Origin of the sequence: Mesorhizobium cantuariense (genome assembly GCF_042647205.1) — a bacterium.
Classification (GTDB): Bacteria; Pseudomonadota; Alphaproteobacteria; order Rhizobiales; family Rhizobiaceae; genus Mesorhizobium; species Mesorhizobium cantuariense.
The window spans coordinates 3,910,404-3,931,789 of sequence record NZ_JBHRVD010000001.1; the positions used below are offsets into that span (position 1 = coordinate 3,910,404).

A 21,386-nucleotide genomic window follows, 5' to 3' on the forward strand; every position below is an offset into this window, starting at 1 on the left:
CATGGACAGTGCAGGGCCAAAGGGCAGCTTTGGCCGCCATCGCAAGATCATGCCGTTCGAGCCAGGCTCGATCGAGGCCCTGCGCGACGCCTCCCGCCAGAAGGCGGCTTCGCTCAACCAGCATGTGCTGGGCTATGGCGCCCAAGCTGAGGCTGAATGGGCCGCGGCAGGCATTGCCGCGCCCGACTTGGCCTTGATGCGCCGATACCGGCTCGATCGCATCCGCGCCGAGTTGAAGCGCCGCGGCTATGCGGGCGCCCTGCTCTACGACCCCGTCAACATCCGCTACGCCACCGATTCCACCAACATGCAGCTGTGGGTGGCGCACAACCCGACGCGGCATTGTTTTGTTGCCACCGACGGGCCGGTGGTGCTGTTCGACTATTTTTCTTGCGAGCACCTATCCGACCATTCCGGCGTCGTCGACGAAGTGCGGCCTGCGGTATCGTGGATGTATCTCTATAGCGGCGAGCTGACGGAGCAAAAAGTCCGCCGCTGGGCCGCTGGGATCGCCGATCTGCTCAGGGAACATGGCGGCGGCAACCGCATCGTGGTCGATCACATCAATCCGGAAGGCGTCGAGGAACTGGCTCGCCTCGGTATTTCCATCGGCAATGGCGAAGCGGTGATGGAGAACGCGCGGCTGATCAAATCATCCGACGAAATCCTCGCCATGCGCCGAGCCATCGTCGCCTGCGAGGCGGCGATGGCTGAGATGGAGCAGGCACTGAAGCCGGGCATCTCCGAGAACGAATTGTGGGCGGAACTTCATCGCGGCAACATTGCGCGTGGCGGCGAATGGATCGAGACCCGGCTGCTAACGTCGGGCCCGCGCACCAATCCATGGTTCCAGGAGTGCTCGTCTCGCAAGATCGAGGCTGGCGACCTCGTTGCCTTCGACACCGACCTGATCGGCCCCTACGGCTTCTGCGCCGACCTGTCACGCACATGGCTGTGCGGCGATGGAAAGCCGACGAGCGAACAGCGCGACCTGTTCCGCATCGCCGCAGATCAGATCGAACACAACACGGCTCTGATGCAGCCTGGCATCTCCTTCCGCCACCTTGTCGAACGCTCAGCGGTGCCGCCCGGCGACTGCTTCCCGACGCGTTATGGCGTGCTCTACCACGGCGTCGGGCTGGCCGACGAATACCCGACCTTGCCGCATGCCGTGGACTGGACCGCCGACACGCCGGACGGTGTGCTGGAACCTGGCATGGTGCTGTGCGTGGAAAGCTATATCGGCCGGCTTGGCGGGCGCGAGGGCGTCAAGATCGAGGAGCAGATCCTGATCACCGAAACCGGCAACGAGCAGCTGTCAACCTACCCGTTGGATAAGAGGCTGCTCGGCTAGTCCGGCAATGGCCTCGCGCAGCGCCGCCACTGTCTTTTCCGGCGTCGTTGCGGCGGTGATGAACGGCAGGCCTTTGCGCCGGCCTGTCCAGCCGACGACCGCCACCTCTTTCGCCGCAGGCTCGAAGCGTTGCGCCAGCGCCCAGCTCTCGCAGTCGATCGCCGCAACATCGGCCCTGCCTTCGGCAATGGCGACGATCGAAGCGCGGTGCCCGCCGCTTTCGCTGCGCGAGGAAAAGAGGTCAAGGCTCTCGCCCATCGCCTGCAGGTCGCGCGTCAGGCCGATCAGGCCGGACATGGAATCGAGATTGTTGAACGTGAAGCGCTTGCCGCGGATGCGATCGAGTGGGATCAGCGGGCTGCCGTCATTTGGCGAGGCAACCGACGGCGTGCCATCCGCCAGCATGACGATGGCGCTGGAGTAGAGCTCACCCTGCCCGCCTTCGTAGGCGTCGTAGCTGGGTTGGCCGATAACCTGCACATGGCTGGACAGGCCGAGTTCCATTGGTCCCCAGCAGGTCTGCGAGAAAAGCAGCGCCGGGTGCAGCCACAGTCTGTGAAAATCGAGTTCGTCCGGCGGCAATGTCTCCGAGTCCGGCGCGATCAATGCACTCTGGGCGTCATAAATGCCGCCAGGCACCGGCGGCAGGTCACCATTGCGGCGCGCGATGGCTTGCGGCGCGTCGATGCCCTTTTGCCGGAAAGCATCGCGCAACCGCACCCATTGCGCGTCGACCTCGTCGCGCATTTCGGGCCAGTCATACATCGGCAACGCCGCAATCAATTCGCTCATGTCAAAGTCTGACCACCATGCCCGGGATTGAAGGGAACCGACCGCAGCCAGTCTAGCAGGCAGCACATGGCTGCCGCAAAAAACTCATTCCTTGGGCGGCTCGGCGGGGACCGGCGCACTGCCAAGCCCACTGATGCTGCGTGCCCTGATGCGTGGCTTGAACGCCCTGCCCGGCTCCGGCGCACGCCGCAGCACCGGATGCACGATCGGCTCCTTCGCCTTGAATGCATAGGCTTTGATCAGCGCGAAATAGTTCGGATAGGCATAGCCATTGTTCATCCGCAGCCATTCCTCACGGCGGTCGCGAAACAGGTTCGGCAACCGATACCAGGCCACGGTCGGGCTCTTGTGGTGGACGAAGTGCAGATTATTGTTGAGGAACAGCAACGACAGCGGCGAGCGCTCGACGATCACCGTCCGGCCTTCCGGATGTTCGGACCATTGATGCTCGGCGAAGGTGCGGATCGAGATCAGCGACTGGCCGAGCCAGACCGGCACCAGGATGTAAAGCCACAGCGGTATGCCGAAGCCGAACTGGACGATCGGCACAACGATGGCAAGGCCGATCGCATGCAGGAGCCACGCTTTGCGGATCGCCTTGTCGCCGGCAATCATCTGCCTGGCGTCGTCGATGAAGAAACCGATGCAGGACAGCCAGGGGCCGAGCACGAAACGGCCGGCCATGGTGTTGTTGATCTTGAGCACGAATTTCATCGTCGGCGGCAGCTCGTCATGCTGCCAGAGCGCCTGATAATAGCTTTCCGGATCGTCCAGCGGGTCGGTCAGCCGCTCGTCGGCATGGTGGCGCAGATGGATGGTCTTGAAGCGGCGGAATGGCCAGACCAGACCGATCGGCAGGAACACAAAGGCTTCGTTGACCCGCGCGTTGCGCGTCGGATGACCGTGCAGCACTTCGTGCATGATCGAGGATTGCAGTGCGGCGGTCAAAGCCAGGATGGCGAGCGCCAATATGGGGTAAGATGGCCAGAGCAGGAAACCGGTGGCGAGCCAAGTTGCGTAGCAGAAGAAAGCGAGAACCACGGTCGGCCACTCGATGGCCGGTACGTTGTGTCGCCTGATGCTCTTGCTCGTCATGCTATCGACCACTGCCCCTCAGTCGCCGGAGCCCCAATTGGCTCCTGACAACATTGTGTCAGGAGAAATGATTCCACTCAACGAGACAAAGTGCACAAACTGTTGCGATTGCGCATTTTTGACCGCACATGTTATACATTGTAAACAGACTTAGGGATTCATTTGCGCCTGCCGAAGCCCCAGAGAGGCTTCGGCGCAAATTTTTCCTCAATCGGCCTGGAGGACGGAATGGATAAGCGCGACCTGTCGACGATCTTCCGCGAACGCCTGAAAATGCTCTTGACACGCTCCGACCTCAACCAGTCGGCCTTCGCGACCGCGGTCGGCATCGACCGCTCGGCGCTGTCGCAGCTGCTATCGGGCGCCTCGACCCGCCTGCCCCGCGCCGAAACGCTGCTCAACATCGCCGCCGAGTTCAAGGTGTCGCTCGACTGGCTACTCGGCCTCAGCCAGGACGAGGGCCTCACCGGTGAAATCCGCGAGAGCCTGGAAATCGAGGAGGCACCGGACGGTTTCGATCGCACGCTGCTGGCCAAATGGCATGCCGAGGCGGCCGGCACCAAGATCCGCTACGTACCGGCCGGCATTCCCGACCTTCTGCGCACCGAAGCATTGGTCGACTACGAAGCGGGCATCACCAACAAGAGCCGCCTCGCCCAGGCCGGCGAAACGCAATACCGCATCGACTACAACAGGCGGCCGGAAACCGACATGGAAGTCTGCATGCCGCGCCACACGCTGGAGATCTTTGCACGCGGGCTGGGTGTCTGGGATCGTTTCCCCGAAGCCGACCGCCGCGCCCAGCTGCTGCACATGGCGACGCTGCTCGACGACCTCTACCCGACCTTCCGGCTGTTTCTCTATGACGGGCGGATGCGCTATTCGATTCCCTACACCATCTTCGGCCCCTATCGCGCCGCCATCTATGTCGGTGACATGTATCTGGTGCTCAACGCCACCCAGCCGATCCAGACGCTGATCCAGCATTTCGACAATCTGATCCGCGCCGCCGCCATCAATGCACATGAGGCGGCCGGCTTCGCGCACAGACTGGCCGGCATGTCGTTCCCAACAGGCACTGTCTGAGTTCTGACAATCATGGTCCCCTGGCAGAGCCTGGTCCCGGCCACGCCACTCGCATTTCTTGAAGGACAACTCATGCCAGACTCGCGCCGTATCGTCGTTCCTCCCCAGTCGGGCCGCTCCATCCGCGTCTCGCGCGGCGACCTCATCCTGATCATCGACCCGAAGGGACAGCAGGTTTCCGATCTCTGGGCGTTCACCACCGAGCCGACGCTCGACTGGCTAAGCACCTCGCAGACGCGTGACATCACCGAGCGGCTTTTTCCCGGCCTCGGCGACAGCTTCTTCAGTGCCGCCGCCAAGCCGATGCTGACGCTGGTCGAGAACGCATCGCCCGGTCCGCACGATATGCTCTACCCCGCTTGCGATAGCGCGCTTTACGAGCGCGCCGGGTTTCCCAATCATCCGAATTGCCGGGACAATCTGATGCAGGCGCTTGCCAAGGAGGGCATATCGCTGCCTTTCACCCCCGATCCGGTGGATCTCTTCCAGAATTCGTTGCCGGAGCCGGACGGCCGGCTGGTGGTCTCCGCGTCGATCAACCCGCCAGGCGGCTATGTGACGTTGCGGGCCGAGCAGGACCTCCTGCTGGTCGTCACCGCTTGCTCGGTCGACTATTATCCAACCAATGGCGGGATCTGCACCGAAATCCATGTCGAGATCACCTCGACATCGTGAGGAACGGCCTCCGATCTGGCGCCGGCATCGCCGCAAAATCATTGACTACACATAAAGACTTCTTTATATCCTTATTCGAATTCGAAACATGAAAGCCAATCCGATGACGACCACCAACCCGATCGATGCGCTGCTGGCCGAAAAGGGCGTGCTGCTGGCCGATGGCGCCACCGGCACCAATTTGTTCGCCATGGGTCTGGAGGCCGGCGAGGCACCCGAGCTGCTGAACGAGACGGCGCCCGACACCATCACCAGCCTGCACCAGAATTTCGTCGATGCCGGCGCCGACATCATCCTCACCAACTCGTTCGGCGGCACCCGTCACCGCTTGAAGCTTCACCATGCGCAGGATCGCGTGCATGCGCTGAACAAGCGCGCCGCCGAACTCGCGCGCGCCGTTGCCGGCAAGGCCGGCCGCAAGGTGATCGTCGCCGGCTCGGTCGGCCCGACCGGCGAATTGCTGGTGCCGCTCGGCGCCATGACCTATGACGAGGCGGTCGACGCCTTCGCCGAGCAGATCGAGGGCCTCAAGGAAGGCGGCGCCGAAGTCGCCTGGATCGAGACGATGTCGGCTCCAGACGAGATCCGGGCAGCCGCCGAGGCTGCCATCCGCGTCGGCCTGCCCTACACCTACACCGGTTCCTTCGACACTGCCGGCCGCACAATGATGGGCCTGCTGCCGAAGGATATCCACGGCGTCACCGACGGGCTGTCGCAGGCGCCGCTTGGCGTCGGCGCCAATTGCGGCGTCGGCGCGTCCGACATCCTGGCCTCGCTGCTCGATATGACCGAGGCGAAGCCGGAAGCGACGGTGATCGTCAAGGGCAATTGCGGCATTCCCGAATTCCGCGGCACCGAAATCCATTATTCCGGCACGCCCGAACTGATGGCCGATTATGTGCGCCTCGCTGTCGATGGTGGCGCCAAAATTATCGGCGGCTGCTGCGGCACCTCGTTCCAGCACCTTGCCGCCATGCGCAAGGCGCTCGATGCGCACACCAAGGCGGATCGTCCGACGGTTGCCGCGATCGTCGAGCGCATTGGTCCGATGCGCAACAAGGTCGCGACGGAAAACACCGCCGAGACCAGTGAAGCCCGCCGCGAGCGCCGCCGCAGCCGGGCCTGACCTTATCGGTTTTCGATTTATTCGCTGTTGTCGGCGTAGCTTGACTGCGCCGACTTGAAATCGACCACATTGTCGCCGCGCATCGTTATCAGCGCGCCGGAAGCGCTGGGGTCGGTGATCTGTTCCAGCATGACGCGAAAGCGGTCGTTGGTCAGCGCCGACATGGCGGTGTGGCGCGCCTGCGCGACATCGTCACTGATACGCCTGGATTCTGATGATGGGGCCGATGAAACCGCCGAGGCGTCTCGCGCCGGGGGTGTCGAGTTGGCGATAGTCCTGATCTGCAATTCCGGTTCCCTCAAGCCCCGTAGACCTGTCCGGTGTAACAAGAGGGAGTTGCGATCCGGTACCGGAAATGCGGCGCAATTTAACGACCGGGAAATTCCTCAAAAAAAGGCCGGCAAGGGAATGAACCCCTCGCCGGCCTGCCTCACCCGCCCGTTGGTCGGTTTCCCGTATCAGAACGATCCCATCTGAAAGAAACCGCCGTCATCACCACTACCGGTTACCGCCCAGCGCCGAGGCAAGGCGCACAAGCGAGAGGAACTCAGACCTGTACCCAAACGGGTCGGCTCCTCGAGCGGCAGTGGCAATCTCCATGATCTTGTCGTAACCGAACTTCGCGGTCGCATCCTCGTCGCGTAGCTTCTGGCCAAAGGCCGCAACCGCGACGGAGAAGCGCTGGTCGGTGCTGGCCTGGTCGAAGGACGAAATCTCGTTGGCCGAGGTCACCGGCGTGGTGATCAGCTTCGAGACGTCTTCATTGGGCAGCTTGTAGCGGATCTTGACGAAGGCATATTCGTCCGCATTGGCGACGCCGCCATTGTCCACCGACGCCTGGCCATACCGCAGCGGATCGATCTGCTCACCACCGCTGCCCTTGGGCGTGATCTCGTAGATCGCGGTGACGGAATGGCCCGAACCGATGTCGCCGGCATCGACACGGTCATTGTTGAAATCCTCGCGGTTGAGCGCCCGGGTCTCGTAGCCGATCAGCCGGTATTCCGAGACCTTGTTCGGGTTGAACTCGACCTGGATCTTGACGTCCTTGGCGATGGTGAACAACGTCGACGAGGCATCCTCGACCAGCACCTTTTCAGCCTCGGCCAGCGTGTCGATATAGGCGGCGGTGCCGTTGCCGTTCTGGGCAATGGTCTGCATCATCTGGTCGTTCAAATTGCCGCGGCCGAAACCGAACACCGACAGGAACACACCGGTCTTACGCTCCTTTTCGATCAGCCGCTTCAGATCGTCGTCGTCGCTCTGGCCGACATTGAAGTCGCCGTCAGTGGCGAGCATCACCCGGTTGACGCCGTCCTTGACGAAGGATTTTTGCGCCAACCTGTAGGCTTCCTTGATGCCCGCCTCGCCGGCCGTGCTGCCACCGGGCGTCAAATTGTCGATGGCACTGAGGATCTTGTCCTTCTCGGCAGCCTTGGTCGGCTCCAGGACTGTGCCGGCGTCACCGGCATAGGTGACGATCGAGATGGTGTCGTCCGCCTTCAGCTTGCTGACAAGCAGCCGGAAAGCCGATTTGAGCAGCGGCAGCTTGTCGGGCTCGTCCATCGAGCCCGAGACATCGATCAGGAAGACCAGATTGGCCTTCGGCTGCTCGGTCGGCTTGACGTCAAATCCCTTGATGGCGACGTGCATCAGCCTGGTCTGCGTGTTCCACGGCGTCGGCATCACGCTGACGGTCGAGTTGAACGGCGTCGAAGCCGACTCCGGACCCTTCCAGTCATAGGGGAAGTAGTTGATCATCTCCTCGACGCGCACCGTATCGGCCTGCGGCAGGGTGCCCTGCTTCAGCGAGCCGCGCACGAAGGAATAGGAGGCCGTGTCGACGTCGATCGAGAAGGTCGAGACCGGATCCTCGAGTGCCGCATGCACCGGATTGGTCTTGAAATCCTCGACGCGGTCGCGGTTTTCCGGTTGCGGCTGCATTTGGTCGGCCGGCAAGGTCGACGGCGGCGCCATCAGCTTCGACTCGGCCGGCATGCGGGCGTCCCGAGAGGTGCTGGGCGCGCTCACGGTGCCATCCAGTGCGAATTCACCTGTCGGCGCCGGTGGTGCAGGCTCGGCCGGCATACCGCGCCCCAGCGCATTCTGCTGTGGAGTGCGGCTTGAAGTCGCCGATTCCTGCTGCGTCGCGCCGCCGGCAACAGTCGATTCGGATTTCGGCTGCGAGGCCGGCGCGACAAGCGCATCGGTCGCATCGCGGCTTTCCACATCCGCGTCGGCCTTCTTGTCCTTCTCCAACTCGCTGCGAGCCGGCTTCGGCTCGGCGGTCGTCGGCTTCACGGTCGCCGGCTTGTCGGCCAGCGTCTCGCTGATCTTCTCGTCGCCGCCGAATCTAGGCGGCTGTTCCCTCAGCAGATGGAAGGTGGCGTATCCGGCGATCGGCAGGGCGACGAGCCCGGCAAGGGCCGGCGTGGCAATGAGTTTCTTTTGCATGATCTCGCTCCAGAGCTTTTGTGCTCGCTCTGTGAGACGAAGCCCGCCAACCGATCCTTGGGTGACAGCAGAAATATTTTCCTGATCGTATGCGCGCAGGGCGGCCTCAAAAGCACGCGCCTTGGCGTCCTGGGCGGGCGCCGGCGCCGCTATATCGCGCAGTCTGTTGAGTTCGTTGTCGTCGACCATGGTCACACTTCCCCGGCCGAGCGCATCAGCGTCTTCAGCCGTTTCTTCGCTTCATGGATGTGCCAGGAAACCGTCGTCTCCGAGATCGCCATCGCCTCGGCGGCGGCCGCGTGGCTCAACCCTTCGCCATAGACCAAAAGCACCGCGTCGCGCTGCTTGTCCGGCAGTTGCCGCACCGCCGCCCACAGCCCATCGGCCGGGTCTTCCGGTTCGACCGATGCCTCGCCCGAGATCAGTGCATGAACGCCATAGGCCTCGGTCTTGACCGTTTCGCGCGCGGTCTTGCGCATCATGTCGCGCGTGGCGTTCATCGTCACGGAATAGAGCCATGTCGTGAAAGCGCCGCCGCCGCGATAGTCGCGGATCGCCTTGCCCAGCCGGACACAGACTTCCTGGGCGATGTCTTCGGCATCGGCCTTCCTGCCGCACCAGCGATAGGCGGCGCGATAGACGAAGTCGTAGTGCCTTTCCAGCAATGTGCTGAAGGCCCCCCTGTCTCCGCCCTTCGCCCGCCCGATCAGTTCGGCGTCGGAGGCTTCGCTTTCATCCAGCATCATCGCCATCATTTGCCTGTTGGACGAAGGCTAATGGCTAATCCTTGGGGCAATGGGAAGATTTTTTTGAAAACGGTCGGATCGTGACCTACCCGCGCTCCCGCTTGACACACACATATCTCGACGGTTATACGTCAATCAATAGCCACCGGGTTATCGATCCCAAATGACCAGCGCTCACGATGTCCTGTTCAGAACGCTCTCCGACCCAACGCGTCGGGCGATCTTCGAGCGCCTGTGCCGCGAGGGCGAGCAGACTGTCGGCGCCCTGACGGCTCAGTCAGGTGTCTCGCAGCCGGCGGTGTCGAAGCATCTCGGCCTTCTCAGGCAGGCCGGGCTGGTGCGCGACCGCCATGAGGGACGGCAGACCCATTATAGCGCCCAGCTCGCAGCACTTTCCCCACTGACCGACTGGACGAACCAGATGAACGCGTTCTGGCAAAGCCGGTTCGACGACCTCGAAAATCTGCTCAAAAGAATGGACCAATGACCAACATTACGACCGAAACGCGCTCCGTCGTCGTCGAACGTGAGATCCCCTATCCGCCGGAGAAGATCTGGCGCGCCCTCACCCAACCGCATCTGATCGAGGAGTGGCTGATGAAGAACAACTTCAAGCCAGTCGTGGACCACCGTTTCAATCTCAGCGCGGACTGGGGCGGCGTCGACTGCCAGGTCCAGACAGTCGAGCCCAACAAGACGCTGTCCTACACCTGGGACACCAAGGACCTCGAGAGCGTGGTCACCTGGACGCTCACCGCTACGAACACGGGAACCCATCTGCGCATGCAGCAGACGGGCTTCCGGCCGGATCAGCAGCCATATTTCCGCGGCGCCACGGTCGGCTGGCAAAGGTTCCTTACTGCCCTGGAAGACGTCCTGGCGCGGCTGGATTGAAACCGCCGGCAAATTGAAACCGCCGGCAAGCGGATCGATGGGTCCGCTTCGGCTCGCTTTAACGGGAGGTGCCATTGGACTGGAACAAGTGGATCCGGCAAATTCATCGTTGGCTGTCGATCATCTTTACGCTGACCGTCATCGCCAACTTCGTCACCATGGCATTTGGGCAGCCTCCCGCCTGGGTGGTCTATTCACCGCTCTTGCCGCTCTTCCTGCTGCTGTTCAGCGGCCTGTACATGTTCGTGCTGCCCTATGCCACCAAGGGACGCGGCGCGCAGCGTGCGAGCGGATAGGAGTGGGTAGAATGGCCAAGACGCTTGGACAATCGACCAAGGCCAAGGCTGCGCCAGTGCTGCTCTCGGGCGGCAATCCGCAAATCGCCAAGGGCGACGGCGACGCCCCGGTGCAGGCCTACATCGCGGCAATGCCGGGCTGGAAGCGCGGTCTCGGCGAGCGCCTCGACGCGCTCATTGTGCGCAACGTGCCTGACGTCCGCAAGGCCGTGCGATGGAACTCGCCATTCTATGGCATCGAGGGCCAGGGTTGGTTCGTGTCGTTTCATGCCTTCACCCACTACGTGAAGGTGACCTTCTTCAGCGGCATGTCGTTGCAGCCGATCCCACCCGGCGGCACGGCAAAGAGCAAGGATGTGCGCTGGATCGACATCCGCGAAGACCAGTTCGACGAGGCGCGGATGGCGGACTGGGTGAAGCAGGCCGCGGCCCTGCCCGGCTGGATCCCGTAACGACCGAATACGACAGAGGAGAAAGAGCGATGAAGATCAAGCTGACCAGCGTGTACGTGGACAACCAGGAAAACGCACTGCGCTTCTACACCGACGTGCTGGGCTTCACCAAGAAGGCCGATTTCAGCAATGGACCCTATCGCTGGCTGACCGTGGCATCGGCCGAAGAGCCTGATGGAACCGAGCTGCAGCTCGCGCTCAACGACAACCCGGCCGCCAAGGCCTATCAGGAAGCCATCTTCAAGCAGGGCCAGCCCGCAGTCATGCTCCTCACCGACGACGTCAAGGGCGACTATGAGCGCATCAAGGCGAAGGGTGGCGCGTTTATCAAGCCGCCGACCGAGGTGACCGGTTCGACCATCGCACAGCTGAACGACAGCTGCGGCAACCTCGTTCAGATCACCCAGCTGGCGCGTTGGTAGCGGGCGGCGGTTGAAACACGTCGAGGCACAGAAAGGCACCCAATGAACCCGTCCGAACAGATCGACCAACTGATCGCCGGCCTCACGGACTGGCGCGCCGAGACGCTCGCCAGCATCCGCAAAACCATTCTTGCAGCCGACCCGGACATCACCGAGGAATGGAAGTGGATGGGCAGCCCGGTATGGTGCCTCGACGGAAACATCGTGGTCGGCAACGCGCACAAAGACAAGGTGAAGCTCACCTTTTCCCACGGCGCGAGCCTGCCGGACCCCGACAAGCTGTTCAACAACGGTTTTGGCGCGGCAAGGTGTGGCGGGCAATCGATATCCTTGAGGGCGATAGGCTCGATGAGCGTGCTTTGAAAGACCTCGTCCGCGCAGCGATCGATTACAATCAGGCCAAAAAGAAGAAGAAAGCGCCTGCAGTTCGGGCGAAGGTGCAGAAGTAGCATCATCGCTATTTTCGGTGCGTTTGGCCCTAACAGGCTGTTGAAAAACTGTTTTGTTCACGGAACGTATCAGAATCAGACCGAGCACAAACCAGATTCAAAACGGGTATCTCCGTCCCTTTTTCCACAGCCTGCTAAGCCGCCTGCCCCGCCACCCAGCCCGACGACCATGCCCACTGGAAATTGTAGCCACCCAGCCAGCCCGTGACATCGACGGCTTCGCCGATGAAGAACAGGCCCGAAACGGATTTCGCCTGCATTGTCTTCTGGTCCAGTCCGTTGGTGTCGATCCCGCCCAGCGTCACCTCGGCGGTGCGGTAGCCCTCCGAGCCGGCAGGCTTGATGCGCCAGTCATTGACCGCGGCGGCGACGGTTTTGATCTGGGCGTCGAAAAGATCGGCGAGGTTGCCGTCGATCCCGGTTCGTTCAGTGATAGACTGCGCCAGCCGCTTCGGCAGATGGTTTGCCAGCACCGTCTGCACCGCTTGCCGTCCATTGCTTCGCTTGGCCACCCGAATGAGGTCCGCCACGTCAACTCCCGGCAGCATGGCGATGCGGATTTCATCGCCCTCGCGCCAATAGGAAGAGATCTGCAGGATGGACGGTCCGCTGATGCCGCGATGCGTGAACAGCATCGCTTCGGAGAACCGCGTCTTGCCGCAGGCGACTTCCGCGTCGACGGCGTTGCCGGCCAGCGGCGCTAGCCGCTCGAGCGTGTTTGCGTCGAAGGTCAGCGGCACCAGCGCCGGCCGCGTTTCGACAACAGCAAGGCCGAACCGTTCGGCAAGCTCGTAGCCGAAGCCGGTCGCCCCCATCTTGGGGATCGACTTGCCGCCGCAGGCCACAACAACGGACTGGCAAGTGACCGTGCCGGTGGAGAGGGTGAGCTCAAACCCCTCCTCGGTTTTGCGGACATCCTCAACGCTGGTCGACAGTGCCAGCTCCACGCCCCTGCCCTGCATTTCCGAGACCAGCATGTCGATGATCTGGCGTGCCGAGCCGTCGCAGAACAACTGCCCCAGCGTTTTTTCGTGATAGGCGATGCGGTGGCGTTCGACGAGCGCAACGAAATTGCGCTGCGTATAGCGGCTGAGCGCCGAAATGCAGAAATGCGGATTGCCCGAGAGAAAATTCTTCGGGCTGGCATGGATATTGGTGAAATTGCACCGGCCGCCGCCGGAGATGCGGATCTTTTCGCCAGGCATTGCCGCATGATCGAGGATCAGCACCGAACGGCCGCGCTTGGCCGCCTCCACGGCGCACATCATTCCAGCGGCACCCGCGCCGATGATCACGACATCATAGGATTGCATCAGGTTATTCGTTCCCGCTCGATCCGCTCATCTGGGGCCGCGCCATTCGTGGTGCCTGATACCGCGAACGGGACGGGCAGCCAACAGGCAAGAACAGCTGAACGAAGGGCTCAGATCAGTGTTTCGGCGAACAGCGTCGTCAATCGCTTCCAGTGGCGTTCCGCACCTGCGGCATTGAAAACGCTATGATCGGGTACGCACCAGCCATGTGCCATGCCGGCATAGTTCTCGATGACATGGTCGACTTCCGCCACCCTGAGCGCCTCGGCCAGCCGCGCCGACTGTTCCGGTGGGAAACTCCTGTCGATACCGGAAGTGCCGACATAGACACGCGCCTTGATGGAGGCTGCCTTGCGATGCGGGCTGTCGGCTGCGTCGCTCGCCAGATTGCCGCCATGGAAGCTCGCGGCCGCCCTTATCCTGTCGGGATAGGTTGCAGCGGCGTTCAGTGCCCGGCCGCCACCCATGCAGTAACCGACGGTGCCGACCGGCCCTGTGACGCCCTCGGAAGCGAGCGCATCGATGAGCGCACCGCTGTCGCTGATGGTCATATCCTGCGTCGTGCCGCTGACCAGCGCCATCAGCGCCGCCTTGCTCTTTTCCTCGACGAAGGCGGTCTTGGCGTCGAATGGCCCGTAAGGCGCGTTGCGGTAGAACAGGTCCGGCACCAGCACCGCATAACCTTCATTCGCCAGCCGCTCGGCCATGCTGTCGAGCGCCGGCCGCGGACCAAAGGCGTCCTGATAGAGAATGACGCCGGCCTTGGTCGAAGATGCGTTTGCAGAGCGGAACAGCCCTGCTCCGGCAACGCCATCCCTGGTCCTGATCTGAAGGTCCTGCTTCGTCATCGCCCGCTCCGTTCGTTTGATGCGCGATACATATCCGGCCAAGCCGATACGGCAAGGCGTTCCCTGACCCTCGCAGTCAACATTTCGTGCAGGATTGGGTGACGCGCTATCGGTCGTCGGCGCGCACGGTCCGTGCGCTCACATGCAGCGCGCGGCCGGCGCCGAGCCCCATGATGGCGGCGCCAAGCCCGAGCGCGACAAACAGGAGGGCCGACGCCGAAAAACTGCCGGTCCAGCCACGGATCAAACCCACCAGCAGCGGGCCGAAGGCCGCCAGCAGATAGCCGACGCCTTGCGCCATGCCGGAAAGATGCGCCGCCACATGCGAATCCGGCGAACGCAGCACGATCAGGCTCATGGCTGCCGCGATCAGGCCGCCCTGCCCAATGCCTTGCAGGACCGCCCAGAACAGCACGGTCGAGGTCGGTGCAAAGAGAATGCCGAGCAGCGCGATCACCGCTGTGGCAACGAGCGCGACATTGATGCCGCGCTGATCCTTCAGCCGCATCGCAAAGGACGGCACCGCGAGGCACGTGATGACCTGCGCCATGACAGACACCGAAACCATGGCGCCGGCGGTGGCCGCATCGAAACCCCGTTCGCGCAGGATCGGCGCCAGCCAGCCGAAGATGCAATAGGCAAGCGCCGACTGCAGCCCCATGAACAGCGTGACCTGCCACGCCAGGCGATCACGCCAGAGACCAACGACGAGAAAGCCGCGATGGCTGACCTGCCGCCGGCTGCCGAGCGCCTGCGGGATCCAGATCAGCAGCACGACCAGCGTCGGCACTGCCCACGCCGCGAGCGCTCCCGACCATGAACCAGTGACAAAATGCTCGATCGGCAGCGTGAAGCCGGCAGCGGCGGCCGAGCCGGCACACAGAGCCATGGTGTAGAGCCCGGTCATGACGGCGGCCCTGTCGGCAAAATCGCGCTTCACCAGGCCCGGCAACAGCACGTTGCCGATGGCAATGGCGCCGCCGGCAAGGAAGGTGGCGACAAACAGCAAGGGAACTGATTCGAACCAGCGCAGGCCGGTTCCCAGCACCAGCAAGGCGAGCGCGCCGAGCAGCGTGCGCTCAGCCCCATAGCGTTGGGCGAGTCTTGGTGCGAAGGGCGCAAACAGACCCAGGCACAGCACGGGCAGCGTCGTCAGCAGGCTGGCGCCCGTCGTCGAAAGCCCGGTCGCCTGCATCACCTCGGGCAACAGCACCGACAGGCTGGAAAACAGCGGCCGCAGGCTGAAGGCAATCAGCACAAGGCTCGCCCCGAGCACGATACGCGCCGCACGGCTGCGCAGTTCAGGCGGCTGCGGCACGGGCAGGCTGTCGGCCTCGGCATCGATGAGTTCCAGCCCCTGGATGGCCTCGGTTTGCGGCTTGGGGTCAGGCTGACGAAAACTCTGGTTCATTGCGAAAGCAGTCTTTCAAGTTGGGCAAGCACCGGCGCCATGAAGGCGCGAACAGCGGCAACCGCGCGCTCGGGATCGCTCGCGGCAATGGCCTCGACGATTGCCGCATGCGCCTGCTGATCCGGTTCAGGCAGATTGCCGTCGAGCGTGGCGTGGATGGTCTCAGTGATGGCGGCGGTGAAGAAGTCGTAGAGCTCCATCATCGCCCTGTTGCCGGATGCCGCGACGACCGATTTGTGGAAGGCGAGGTCGCGACGGATGAAGGCATCGCTTCCGCCGTCCGCGACGGTGCCGCGCTCGGCAAGCAATTGCCGCATCCGCTCGAGATCGGCTGGCGTGTAACGCAAGGCGGCGAGCCGCGCGGCCTCGAGGTCCAGCGCCGCCCGCGCCTCCCACTGATCGCGCAGGCCGCTGCGCTTGACCCGGTCGAGCGCGGCAGACGCATCGACGGCGGAGCGCACATAAGTGCCCGAGCCCTGGCGCGTATCGAGCAATCCCTGCGAGACCAGCACCCGCACCGCTTCGCGCACAGTGCCGCGGCTGACCGACAGAAGGTCGGTCAGGGCTGCCTCATTGGGAATACGCTCGCCAACACCCCAGCGGCCGCTGACGATCTCGGCACGCAGGCTTTCGGCGGCGCTGTCGGTGAGATTGGTTCTGATGGCGGGTTGCATAAGCCTATTCATCAAGTCATCTGATGACTTGATGAATAGGCTCACTGCGGTCAATCGTCAAGCTTTGAGAGCTGCATTTCGATCAGCCGGCCGTCGCGCGCAAAGCTCGCCATGTGAAACGCCTGGACCTCCAGGGGGTAGCGATAGGCCGTGCCACAGGGACAGGCATTCCGGTCGAGACAGCCACCGCTGCGGCACGGTTCGCCATTCACCCCCCGCACATGCGCCAGGCAGGACTGATAGGCGAACCCTTGCGGGGAATAGGCGTCGACCGGGCAGGATTTCAGGCAAGGTTTCTCGACACAGGTGTCGCAAAGATGGGGTCCCGGCTCAGCGGCTTGAATCGGAAGCTCATCGTCGAACAGCAGCGCACCGCGATAGGCGTGCCAGAGCCCGTACTGCGGATGCATGAGGATGCCGAGCGGTGACGGCTTCAGCCCCTCCGCCCGCATCGCCCATTGCTGGAACGGCAGATAAGGTCTGTCGGAAGGCGAAACGGCCCGCGCCCCGAATGTCTCCGCCACAGCACTGATCACTTCGCGCGACCAGCTGTCGAGCGGATTTGCGATATTCTGCGATTGCTTGACGCGCCAGCGCAGGAAATGCGGCCAGGGCGCGGCACCCGCCTGCCCCACCAGCAGGACGGCTCTTGCTGGCGCGTCCGATGATCCCGTTGGCGGCGCTTCGCCTGGCGCAAAATTGAAACCGCCACGAAGAACAAGGCCGTTGGCAAGAAGCGCCGCGGCAATGCCGTCAACGCTGCCGGCAGGCGCAATCATTCCTTCTTGACCGGATCGGAGAACGCGCTCCGCCAGACTTCCTTGTGGATGATGTTGGCGACTTTAGCCCCGCCTGACTCGGGCTCCTTTCAAGTGAAGGCGTCGGGCATCGACCCCTTCTTCTTGGCGATGAAGTCCTTCAACGCTTCGTCGATGCTCGGATCGAGATACGGCGCCTCGTAGCTTTCCAGCCAGCGGCGGGCAAGTTCGTTGGCACGCTGGGGTGCTGTCTTCTCACCTTCGGCCAGCCACTGCTCGTACGAATTGTTGTCGGCGATGTTGGAGCGGTAGAAGGCGGTCTGGAAATTGGCCTGGGTGTGGTCGCAGCCGAGATAGTGGCTGCCCGGCCCGACCTGGCGAATGGCATCCATCGCCTGGCCGTTTTCCGACAGGTCGACGCCCTCGGAGAATTTCTGCGTCATGCCGAGCTGGTCGATGTCCATCATGAATTTTTCGTAGCAGGAGGCGAGCCCGCCCTCGAGCCAGCCGGCCGAATGCAGAACGAAATTGGTGCCGGCCAGGATGGTCGAGTTCAGCGTGTTGGCGCTCTCATAGGCCGCCTGTGCGTCCGGAACCTTGGACGCGCAGAGTGAGCCGCCGGTGCGGAACGGCAGGCCGAGGCGGCGCGCCAGCTGGGCGGCGCCGTAAGAAACCAGCGACGGCTCAGGCGTGCCGAATGTCGGCGCGCCCGACTGCATCGAGATCGATGAGGCGAAGGTGCCGAACAGCACCGGCGCGCCCGGCCGGATCAGCTGCGTGAACGACGCGCCGGCCAGCACCTCGGCCAGAACCTGCGTCAGCGTGCCGGCGACCGTCACCGGGCTCATCGCACCGGCAAGGATGAACGGCGTGACGATGCAGGCCTGGTTGTGGCGCGCATAGACTTTCAGCGCGCCGAGCATAGTCTCGTCGAACACCATCGGCGAGTTGGCGTTGATCAGGCTGGTCAGCACCGTGTTGTTCTCGACAAAGTCGTCGCCGAACACGATCTTGGCCATGGCGACGGTGTCTTCGGCGCGTTCCGGCGCGGTCACCGAGCCCATGAACGGCTTGTCGGAATATTTGATGTGGCTGTAGATCATGTCGAGATGGCGCTTGTTGACCGGCACATCGACCGGCTCGCACACCGTGCCGCCCGAATGGTGGATCGACGGCGCCATATAGGCGAGCTTCACGAAATTCTGGAAATCCTCGATCGTCGCATAACGCCTGACGCCATCGAGGTCGCGCACGAAGGGCGGACCGTAGACCGGCGCGAAAACGGTGGCATTGCCGCCGATCTGCACCGAACGCTCGGAATTGCGGGCGTGCTGGGTGTAGACGGACGGCGCGGTCTTGAGCAGCGAACGGCACAGACCCTTCGGAAAGTGCACACGCTCGCCCTTGACGTCGGCGCCGGCCTCTTTCCACAGTTGCAGCGCCTCCGCATCGTCGCGGAAGATGATGCCGATCTCCTCGAGCACCGTGTCGGTGTTCTTCTCGATCAGCGCCAGGCCTTCCTCGTCCAGCACCTCGTAAACGTTGATCTTGCGCTTGATGTAGGTGAGCTGCGTGCCCGGGCCACCGCCCGACCGTGCTGCCCGCCGGGCAGCAGCCCCGCCGCTGGCGCCGCGCCCACGCCGCGCGTTTGACGCTTCCTGATCGACTGCCGCGTGTTCGCTCATGGTGGTTCTTCCCTGAATCTGTTCTTGTCTGGAATCCATAGCGGCTGCATCTCGCCGCTCTTGCCAGATCGTAGCCATGCACCCTATTTGAAACGGCTCGCCAGCGCCAACGCCTGTCGCAAAATCGACAAGAATTCCAAGAGAGTTACGGTCGCTTTCCTTTTGCGGGAAGTCGCAAATCAGCTATGGATACATGCCCTCAGCGGGTTAGGTATGAACGCGAATATTTTGTGCCTTGCGACGCAGTCGCGATGCCGGCAGGAGCTCGATACAAATGGCCGACGACGAGATCATCCTTTCCGAACTTTCCGACGACGAGTTGGTGCAGCAGATGCACGACGATCTCTATGACGGGCTGAAGGAAGAGATCGAGGAAGGCACCAACATCCTGCTCGAGCGCGGCTGGGTGCCCTACAAGGTGCTGACGGAAGCACTGGTCGAAGGCATGCGCATCGTCGGCGAGGACTTTCGCGACGGCATCCTGTTCGTGCCGGAAGTGCTGCTGTCCGCCAATGCGATGAAGGCCGGCATGTTCATCCTGCGCCCGCTGCTCGCCGCCACCGGCGCGCCCAAGCAGGGCAAGATGGTCATCGGCACCGTCAAGGGCGACATCCACGACATCGGCAAGAACCTCGTCGGCATGATGATGGAGGGTGCTGGCTTCGACGTCATCGACCTCGGCATCAACAATGCGGTCGAGAAATATCTCGATGCGATCGAGCAGCACCAGCCCGACATCATCGGCATGTCGGCCCTGCTGACCACGACCATGCCCTACATGAAGGTCGTCATCGACACGATGAAGGAAAAGGGCATCCGCGACGACTATGTCGTGCTGGTCGGCGGCGCGCCGCTGAACGAGGAATTCGGCAAGGCCGTCGGTGCCGATGCCTACTGCCGCGACGCGGCGGTGGCGGTCGAGACCGCCAAGGACTACATGAAGCGCAAGCACAATGTGCGGGCTTCGGCCTGATTGGTCGGTTCGGCATGGACAATGAGAAAGCCGCGCCTTGCAGCGCGGCTTTTTTGTTCCCAGATGAAGAAGGCCGGGCGCGGATCAGGGATTGTTGACGGTGTCCTCGACCGCATTGGCAGTTGATTTGACGTCCTTGCCGACGCCACGGACGGTGTTCGCACAAGCCGTGAGGGCCAGGGCGCAGGCCAGGATGGCAATTGGCGTGATGCGTAGCAGTTTCATGGACGGTGTCTCCCTCAATAGATAAATTAGCCCCACAGCAACGAAGGCCGGCTCGACTGGTTCCATGGTCAAGACGCAAAAAACGAAACCGAATCAAGACCACAGGCTGCTCGTTATCGCCTGTGGGATGATTGCGCGCGAAGTTCTGGCCGTCAAGGAACAGCTCGGACTGGATCACCTCGACCTGACCTGCCTGCCTGCGGAATTCCATTTCTATCCCGACCGCATCGCCCCGGCCATGGACAAGGCAATCGAAAAGGCCAAGGCGGAAGGCTACACCAACATCTTCGTCGGCTATGCCGATTGCGGCACCGGAGGCCTGCTCGACCGTATCTGCGAAAAGCATGGCGTCCAGCGCATGGCCGGCCCGCATTGCTTTGCCTTCTACCAGGGCATGGATGCCTATGCGAAAATCGCCGACGACGACATGATGTCGTTCTACATGACCGACTTCCTCTGCCGGCAGTTCGACGCCTTCTTCATGAAGCCGCTCGGCCTCGACAAGCACCCGGAGCTGATCAAGGACTATTTCGGCAATTACGAGAAGCTGATCTACCTCGCCCAGACCAACGATCCGGAACTCGACAAGGTCGCCGAAAAAGCCGCCAGAATGCTCGGTCTCGTCTATGAACGCCGTGCCACGGGCTATGGCGACCTGACGGCAGGAATGGCGCAAGCCGCTGCTGTCACGGGCTAGGCAGCCCCTCTTCCGCCCGCAGCGCCGCAAGCACATCGGCAAAGCTCGTCTTGCAGACGAAACCCAGCCTGTCCCTTGCCCGCGACGCGTCATAGACGCGGTCGATGGAGGAAAACATCGTCCAGCCCCTTCGCGCGTAAAGCGCCGGAAATTCCGAAAAATAGCGCGCGACGACCGACGGAGCATCGGCGATCAAGGCCGCGCAATCATCCGGGTGGAACGGCGTCAGTGCCGAGACGATGAAAATGTCAAAGCCCAGCTGCGGCGCCTTTTCGAGAGCAAGGATGTGGGCATCGGCCGCGTCTTCCACCGTCAACCGGCGAAACAACAGCTCGTTGGCCTTGGTGTTGGCGTCCGATTGTTCGATCGCATGCGCCATGTCGTCGGCTTCGGGGAAGAAGCGGGCCGTTCGCAGCACCACCACCGGCAGCCCATGCTGGATATGATAGAGGCGGCAGAGATGCTCGGCTGAAAGCTTGGTGACGCCATAGATGTTGCGCGGCTCGGGCGACATCGCCTCCGTCAGCCAGGCAGCTTTCCGCGCACCGCCGCTGAACCCGTCGCGTATCGTTTGCGAGATCATCAGCGAGGTCGTCGACGTGAAGACGAAGCGCTGCACGCCTGCCGCCACCGCCGCGTCGAGCAGGTTCAGCGTGCCTTGCACATTGGTGGCGACGAAATCGCCGTTGGCGCGGTTCTCGATGTTGGGCTTGTGCAGCGCGCCGCTGTGTATGATCGCCTCGATCCGGTTGTCCCCAACTGTACGCATGACAAGGTCACGATCGGCGATCGAGCCGACGATGCGGGTCTCCGGCGATGGCGCAGGATCGAGCCCGGTGACGTCGTGCCCGAGCGCCCGCAGCCTCGGCGCCAGCGCGCTGCCCAGCCAACCCGACGATCCCGTGAGCAAGATTCGCATTCGTCACACCATGATTTTTGACCGTGACGCTGTTAAGCACGG

At 62.7% G+C, this 21,386-nt stretch carries 24 protein-coding genes and 1 pseudogene; 12 read left to right on the plus strand and 13 right to left on the minus strand.

Features of this window, described 5'->3' with window-relative positions:
* Position 1: 1 nt before the first annotated feature.
* The gene (locus ACFOJ9_RS18950) at positions 2-1,354 is read left to right on the plus strand and encodes a M24 family metallopeptidase (RefSeq protein ID WP_378980407.1); all 1,353 of its coding nucleotides are present in this window, start codon (positions 2-4) and stop codon (positions 1,352-1,354) included.
* On the opposite strand, the gene ACFOJ9_RS18955 is transcribed toward ACFOJ9_RS18950, so the two are convergent.
* Together ACFOJ9_RS18955 and ACFOJ9_RS18960 are read right to left on the minus strand one after the other, a co-directional pair.
* Positions 1,319-2,146, minus strand: a complete 828-nt coding sequence (locus ACFOJ9_RS18955; RefSeq protein ID WP_378980408.1) for a phosphate/phosphite/phosphonate ABC transporter substrate-binding protein — start codon at positions 2,144-2,146, stop codon at positions 1,319-1,321. The two genes, ACFOJ9_RS18950 and ACFOJ9_RS18955, sit on opposite strands and share 36 nt — an antisense overlap.
* A gap of 84 nt (positions 2,147-2,230) precedes the next feature.
* Positions 2,231-3,241 (minus strand): fatty acid desaturase, encoded by a 1,011-nt coding sequence (locus tag ACFOJ9_RS18960; RefSeq protein ID WP_378980409.1) that lies wholly within the window; start codon positions 3,239-3,241, stop codon positions 2,231-2,233.
* Positions 3,242-3,469: 228 nt separating this feature from the next.
* On the opposite strand from ACFOJ9_RS18960, the gene ACFOJ9_RS18965 reads away from it, so the two are divergent.
* From ACFOJ9_RS18965 to bmt, 3 genes are all read left to right on the plus strand, one after another.
* On the plus strand, positions 3,470-4,327 hold the full coding sequence (locus ACFOJ9_RS18965; protein WP_378980410.1) for a helix-turn-helix domain-containing protein: 858 nt from the start codon (positions 3,470-3,472) through the stop codon (positions 4,325-4,327).
* A gap of 72 nt (positions 4,328-4,399) precedes the next feature.
* A complete protein-coding gene (locus ACFOJ9_RS18970) occupies positions 4,400-5,002 on the plus strand; it encodes a DUF1989 domain-containing protein (RefSeq protein ID WP_378980411.1) in 603 nt (200 codons plus the stop codon).
* A 103-nt stretch (positions 5,003-5,105) separates the two neighbouring features.
* Entirely contained in the window at positions 5,106-6,128 is a 1,023-nt protein-coding gene (gene bmt / locus ACFOJ9_RS18975; protein WP_378987884.1) for a betaine--homocysteine S-methyltransferase, read from the plus strand.
* A 17-nt stretch (positions 6,129-6,145) separates the two neighbouring features.
* Here bmt and ACFOJ9_RS18980 read toward each other — a convergent pair whose 3' ends face one another.
* The 3 genes from ACFOJ9_RS18980 to ACFOJ9_RS18990 all read right to left on the minus strand — a co-directional run bounded on the left by ACFOJ9_RS18980 (position 6,146) and on the right by ACFOJ9_RS18990 (position 9,334).
* Entirely contained in the window at positions 6,146-6,415 is a 270-nt protein-coding gene (locus ACFOJ9_RS18980; protein ID WP_378980412.1) for a hypothetical protein, read from the minus strand.
* 211 nt (positions 6,416-6,626) lie between these two features.
* Positions 6,627-8,771: a vWA domain-containing protein gene (locus ACFOJ9_RS18985; RefSeq protein WP_378980413.1), complete on the minus strand. Its 2,145-nt coding sequence runs from the start codon at positions 8,769-8,771 to the stop codon at positions 6,627-6,629.
* A gap of 2 nt (positions 8,772-8,773) precedes the next feature.
* The gene (locus ACFOJ9_RS18990) at positions 8,774-9,334 is read right to left on the minus strand and encodes an RNA polymerase sigma factor (protein ID WP_378980414.1); all 561 of its coding nucleotides are present in this window, start codon (positions 9,332-9,334) and stop codon (positions 8,774-8,776) included.
* A gap of 157 nt (positions 9,335-9,491) precedes the next feature.
* Between ACFOJ9_RS18990 and ACFOJ9_RS18995 the strand changes: the two genes are divergently transcribed.
* The 6 genes and pseudogenes from ACFOJ9_RS18995 to ACFOJ9_RS19020 all read left to right on the plus strand — a co-directional run bounded on the left by ACFOJ9_RS18995 (position 9,492) and on the right by ACFOJ9_RS19020 (position 11,841).
* Positions 9,492-9,815, plus strand: coding sequence for an ArsR/SmtB family transcription factor (locus tag ACFOJ9_RS18995; RefSeq protein WP_378980415.1), 324 nt, complete (start codon positions 9,492-9,494; stop codon positions 9,813-9,815).
* Positions 9,812-10,222: an SRPBCC family protein gene (locus ACFOJ9_RS19000; RefSeq protein WP_378980416.1), complete on the plus strand. Its 411-nt coding sequence runs from the start codon at positions 9,812-9,814 to the stop codon at positions 10,220-10,222. Before ACFOJ9_RS18995 ends, ACFOJ9_RS19000 begins: the two co-directional genes overlap by 4 nt.
* 74 nt (positions 10,223-10,296) lie before the next feature.
* Positions 10,297-10,518, plus strand: coding sequence for a hypothetical protein (locus tag ACFOJ9_RS19005; protein ID WP_378980417.1), 222 nt, complete (start codon positions 10,297-10,299; stop codon positions 10,516-10,518).
* 11 nt (positions 10,519-10,529) lie between these two features.
* A complete protein-coding gene (locus tag ACFOJ9_RS19010; protein ID WP_378980418.1) occupies positions 10,530-10,970 on the plus strand; it encodes a DUF1801 domain-containing protein in 441 nt (146 codons plus the stop codon).
* Between the two features lie 29 nt (positions 10,971-10,999).
* On the plus strand, positions 11,000-11,392 hold the full coding sequence (locus ACFOJ9_RS19015; protein ID WP_378980419.1) for a VOC family protein: 393 nt from the start codon (positions 11,000-11,002) through the stop codon (positions 11,390-11,392).
* 42 nt (positions 11,393-11,434) lie between these two features.
* Positions 11,435-11,841: pseudogene (locus ACFOJ9_RS19020) on the plus strand (DUF1801 domain-containing protein).
* A 134-nt stretch (positions 11,842-11,975) separates the two neighbouring features.
* Here the strand turns inward: ACFOJ9_RS19020 and ACFOJ9_RS19025 are convergent.
* The 6 genes from ACFOJ9_RS19025 to ACFOJ9_RS19050 form a co-directional block, all read right to left on the minus strand.
* A complete protein-coding gene (locus ACFOJ9_RS19025; RefSeq protein ID WP_378980420.1) occupies positions 11,976-13,154 on the minus strand; it encodes a BaiN/RdsA family NAD(P)/FAD-dependent oxidoreductase in 1,179 nt (392 codons plus the stop codon).
* 110 nt (positions 13,155-13,264) lie between these two features.
* Positions 13,265-14,002 (minus strand): dienelactone hydrolase family protein, encoded by a 738-nt coding sequence (locus ACFOJ9_RS19030; RefSeq protein ID WP_378980421.1) that lies wholly within the window; start codon positions 14,000-14,002, stop codon positions 13,265-13,267.
* A gap of 106 nt (positions 14,003-14,108) precedes the next feature.
* Positions 14,109-15,413, minus strand: coding sequence for a CynX/NimT family MFS transporter (locus tag ACFOJ9_RS19035; RefSeq protein ID WP_378980422.1), 1,305 nt, complete (start codon positions 15,411-15,413; stop codon positions 14,109-14,111).
* On the minus strand, positions 15,410-16,087 hold the full coding sequence (locus ACFOJ9_RS19040) for a FadR/GntR family transcriptional regulator (RefSeq protein WP_378980423.1): 678 nt from the start codon (positions 16,085-16,087) through the stop codon (positions 15,410-15,412). Before ACFOJ9_RS19040 ends, ACFOJ9_RS19035 begins: the two co-directional genes overlap by 4 nt.
* 50 nt (positions 16,088-16,137) lie before the next feature.
* Positions 16,138-16,866: a hypothetical protein gene (locus ACFOJ9_RS19045; protein ID WP_378980424.1), complete on the minus strand. Its 729-nt coding sequence runs from the start codon at positions 16,864-16,866 to the stop codon at positions 16,138-16,140.
* Between the two features lie 89 nt (positions 16,867-16,955).
* On the minus strand, positions 16,956-18,530 hold the full coding sequence (locus ACFOJ9_RS19050) for a trimethylamine methyltransferase family protein (protein WP_127382453.1): 1,575 nt from the start codon (positions 18,528-18,530) through the stop codon (positions 16,956-16,958).
* Between the two features lie 274 nt (positions 18,531-18,804).
* Between ACFOJ9_RS19050 and ACFOJ9_RS19055 the strand changes: the two genes are divergently transcribed.
* On the plus strand, positions 18,805-19,503 hold the full coding sequence (locus ACFOJ9_RS19055) for a corrinoid protein (RefSeq protein ID WP_023812311.1): 699 nt from the start codon (positions 18,805-18,807) through the stop codon (positions 19,501-19,503).
* A gap of 84 nt (positions 19,504-19,587) precedes the next feature.
* Here ACFOJ9_RS19055 and ACFOJ9_RS19060 read toward each other — a convergent pair whose 3' ends face one another.
* The gene (locus ACFOJ9_RS19060; protein WP_352678292.1) at positions 19,588-19,728 is read right to left on the minus strand and encodes an EncA/B family entericidin; all 141 of its coding nucleotides are present in this window, start codon (positions 19,726-19,728) and stop codon (positions 19,588-19,590) included.
* A 64-nt stretch (positions 19,729-19,792) separates the two neighbouring features.
* Between ACFOJ9_RS19060 and ACFOJ9_RS19065 the strand changes: the two genes are divergently transcribed.
* Positions 19,793-20,425, plus strand: coding sequence for a DUF1638 domain-containing protein (locus ACFOJ9_RS19065; protein WP_378980425.1), 633 nt, complete (start codon positions 19,793-19,795; stop codon positions 20,423-20,425).
* Here ACFOJ9_RS19065 and ACFOJ9_RS19070 read toward each other — a convergent pair.
* Positions 20,415-21,344 (minus strand): NAD-dependent epimerase/dehydratase family protein, encoded by a 930-nt coding sequence (locus ACFOJ9_RS19070; protein WP_378980426.1) that lies wholly within the window; start codon positions 21,342-21,344, stop codon positions 20,415-20,417. The genes ACFOJ9_RS19065 and ACFOJ9_RS19070 overlap by 11 nt on opposite strands.
* Between the last annotated feature and the right edge of the window lie 42 nt (positions 21,345-21,386).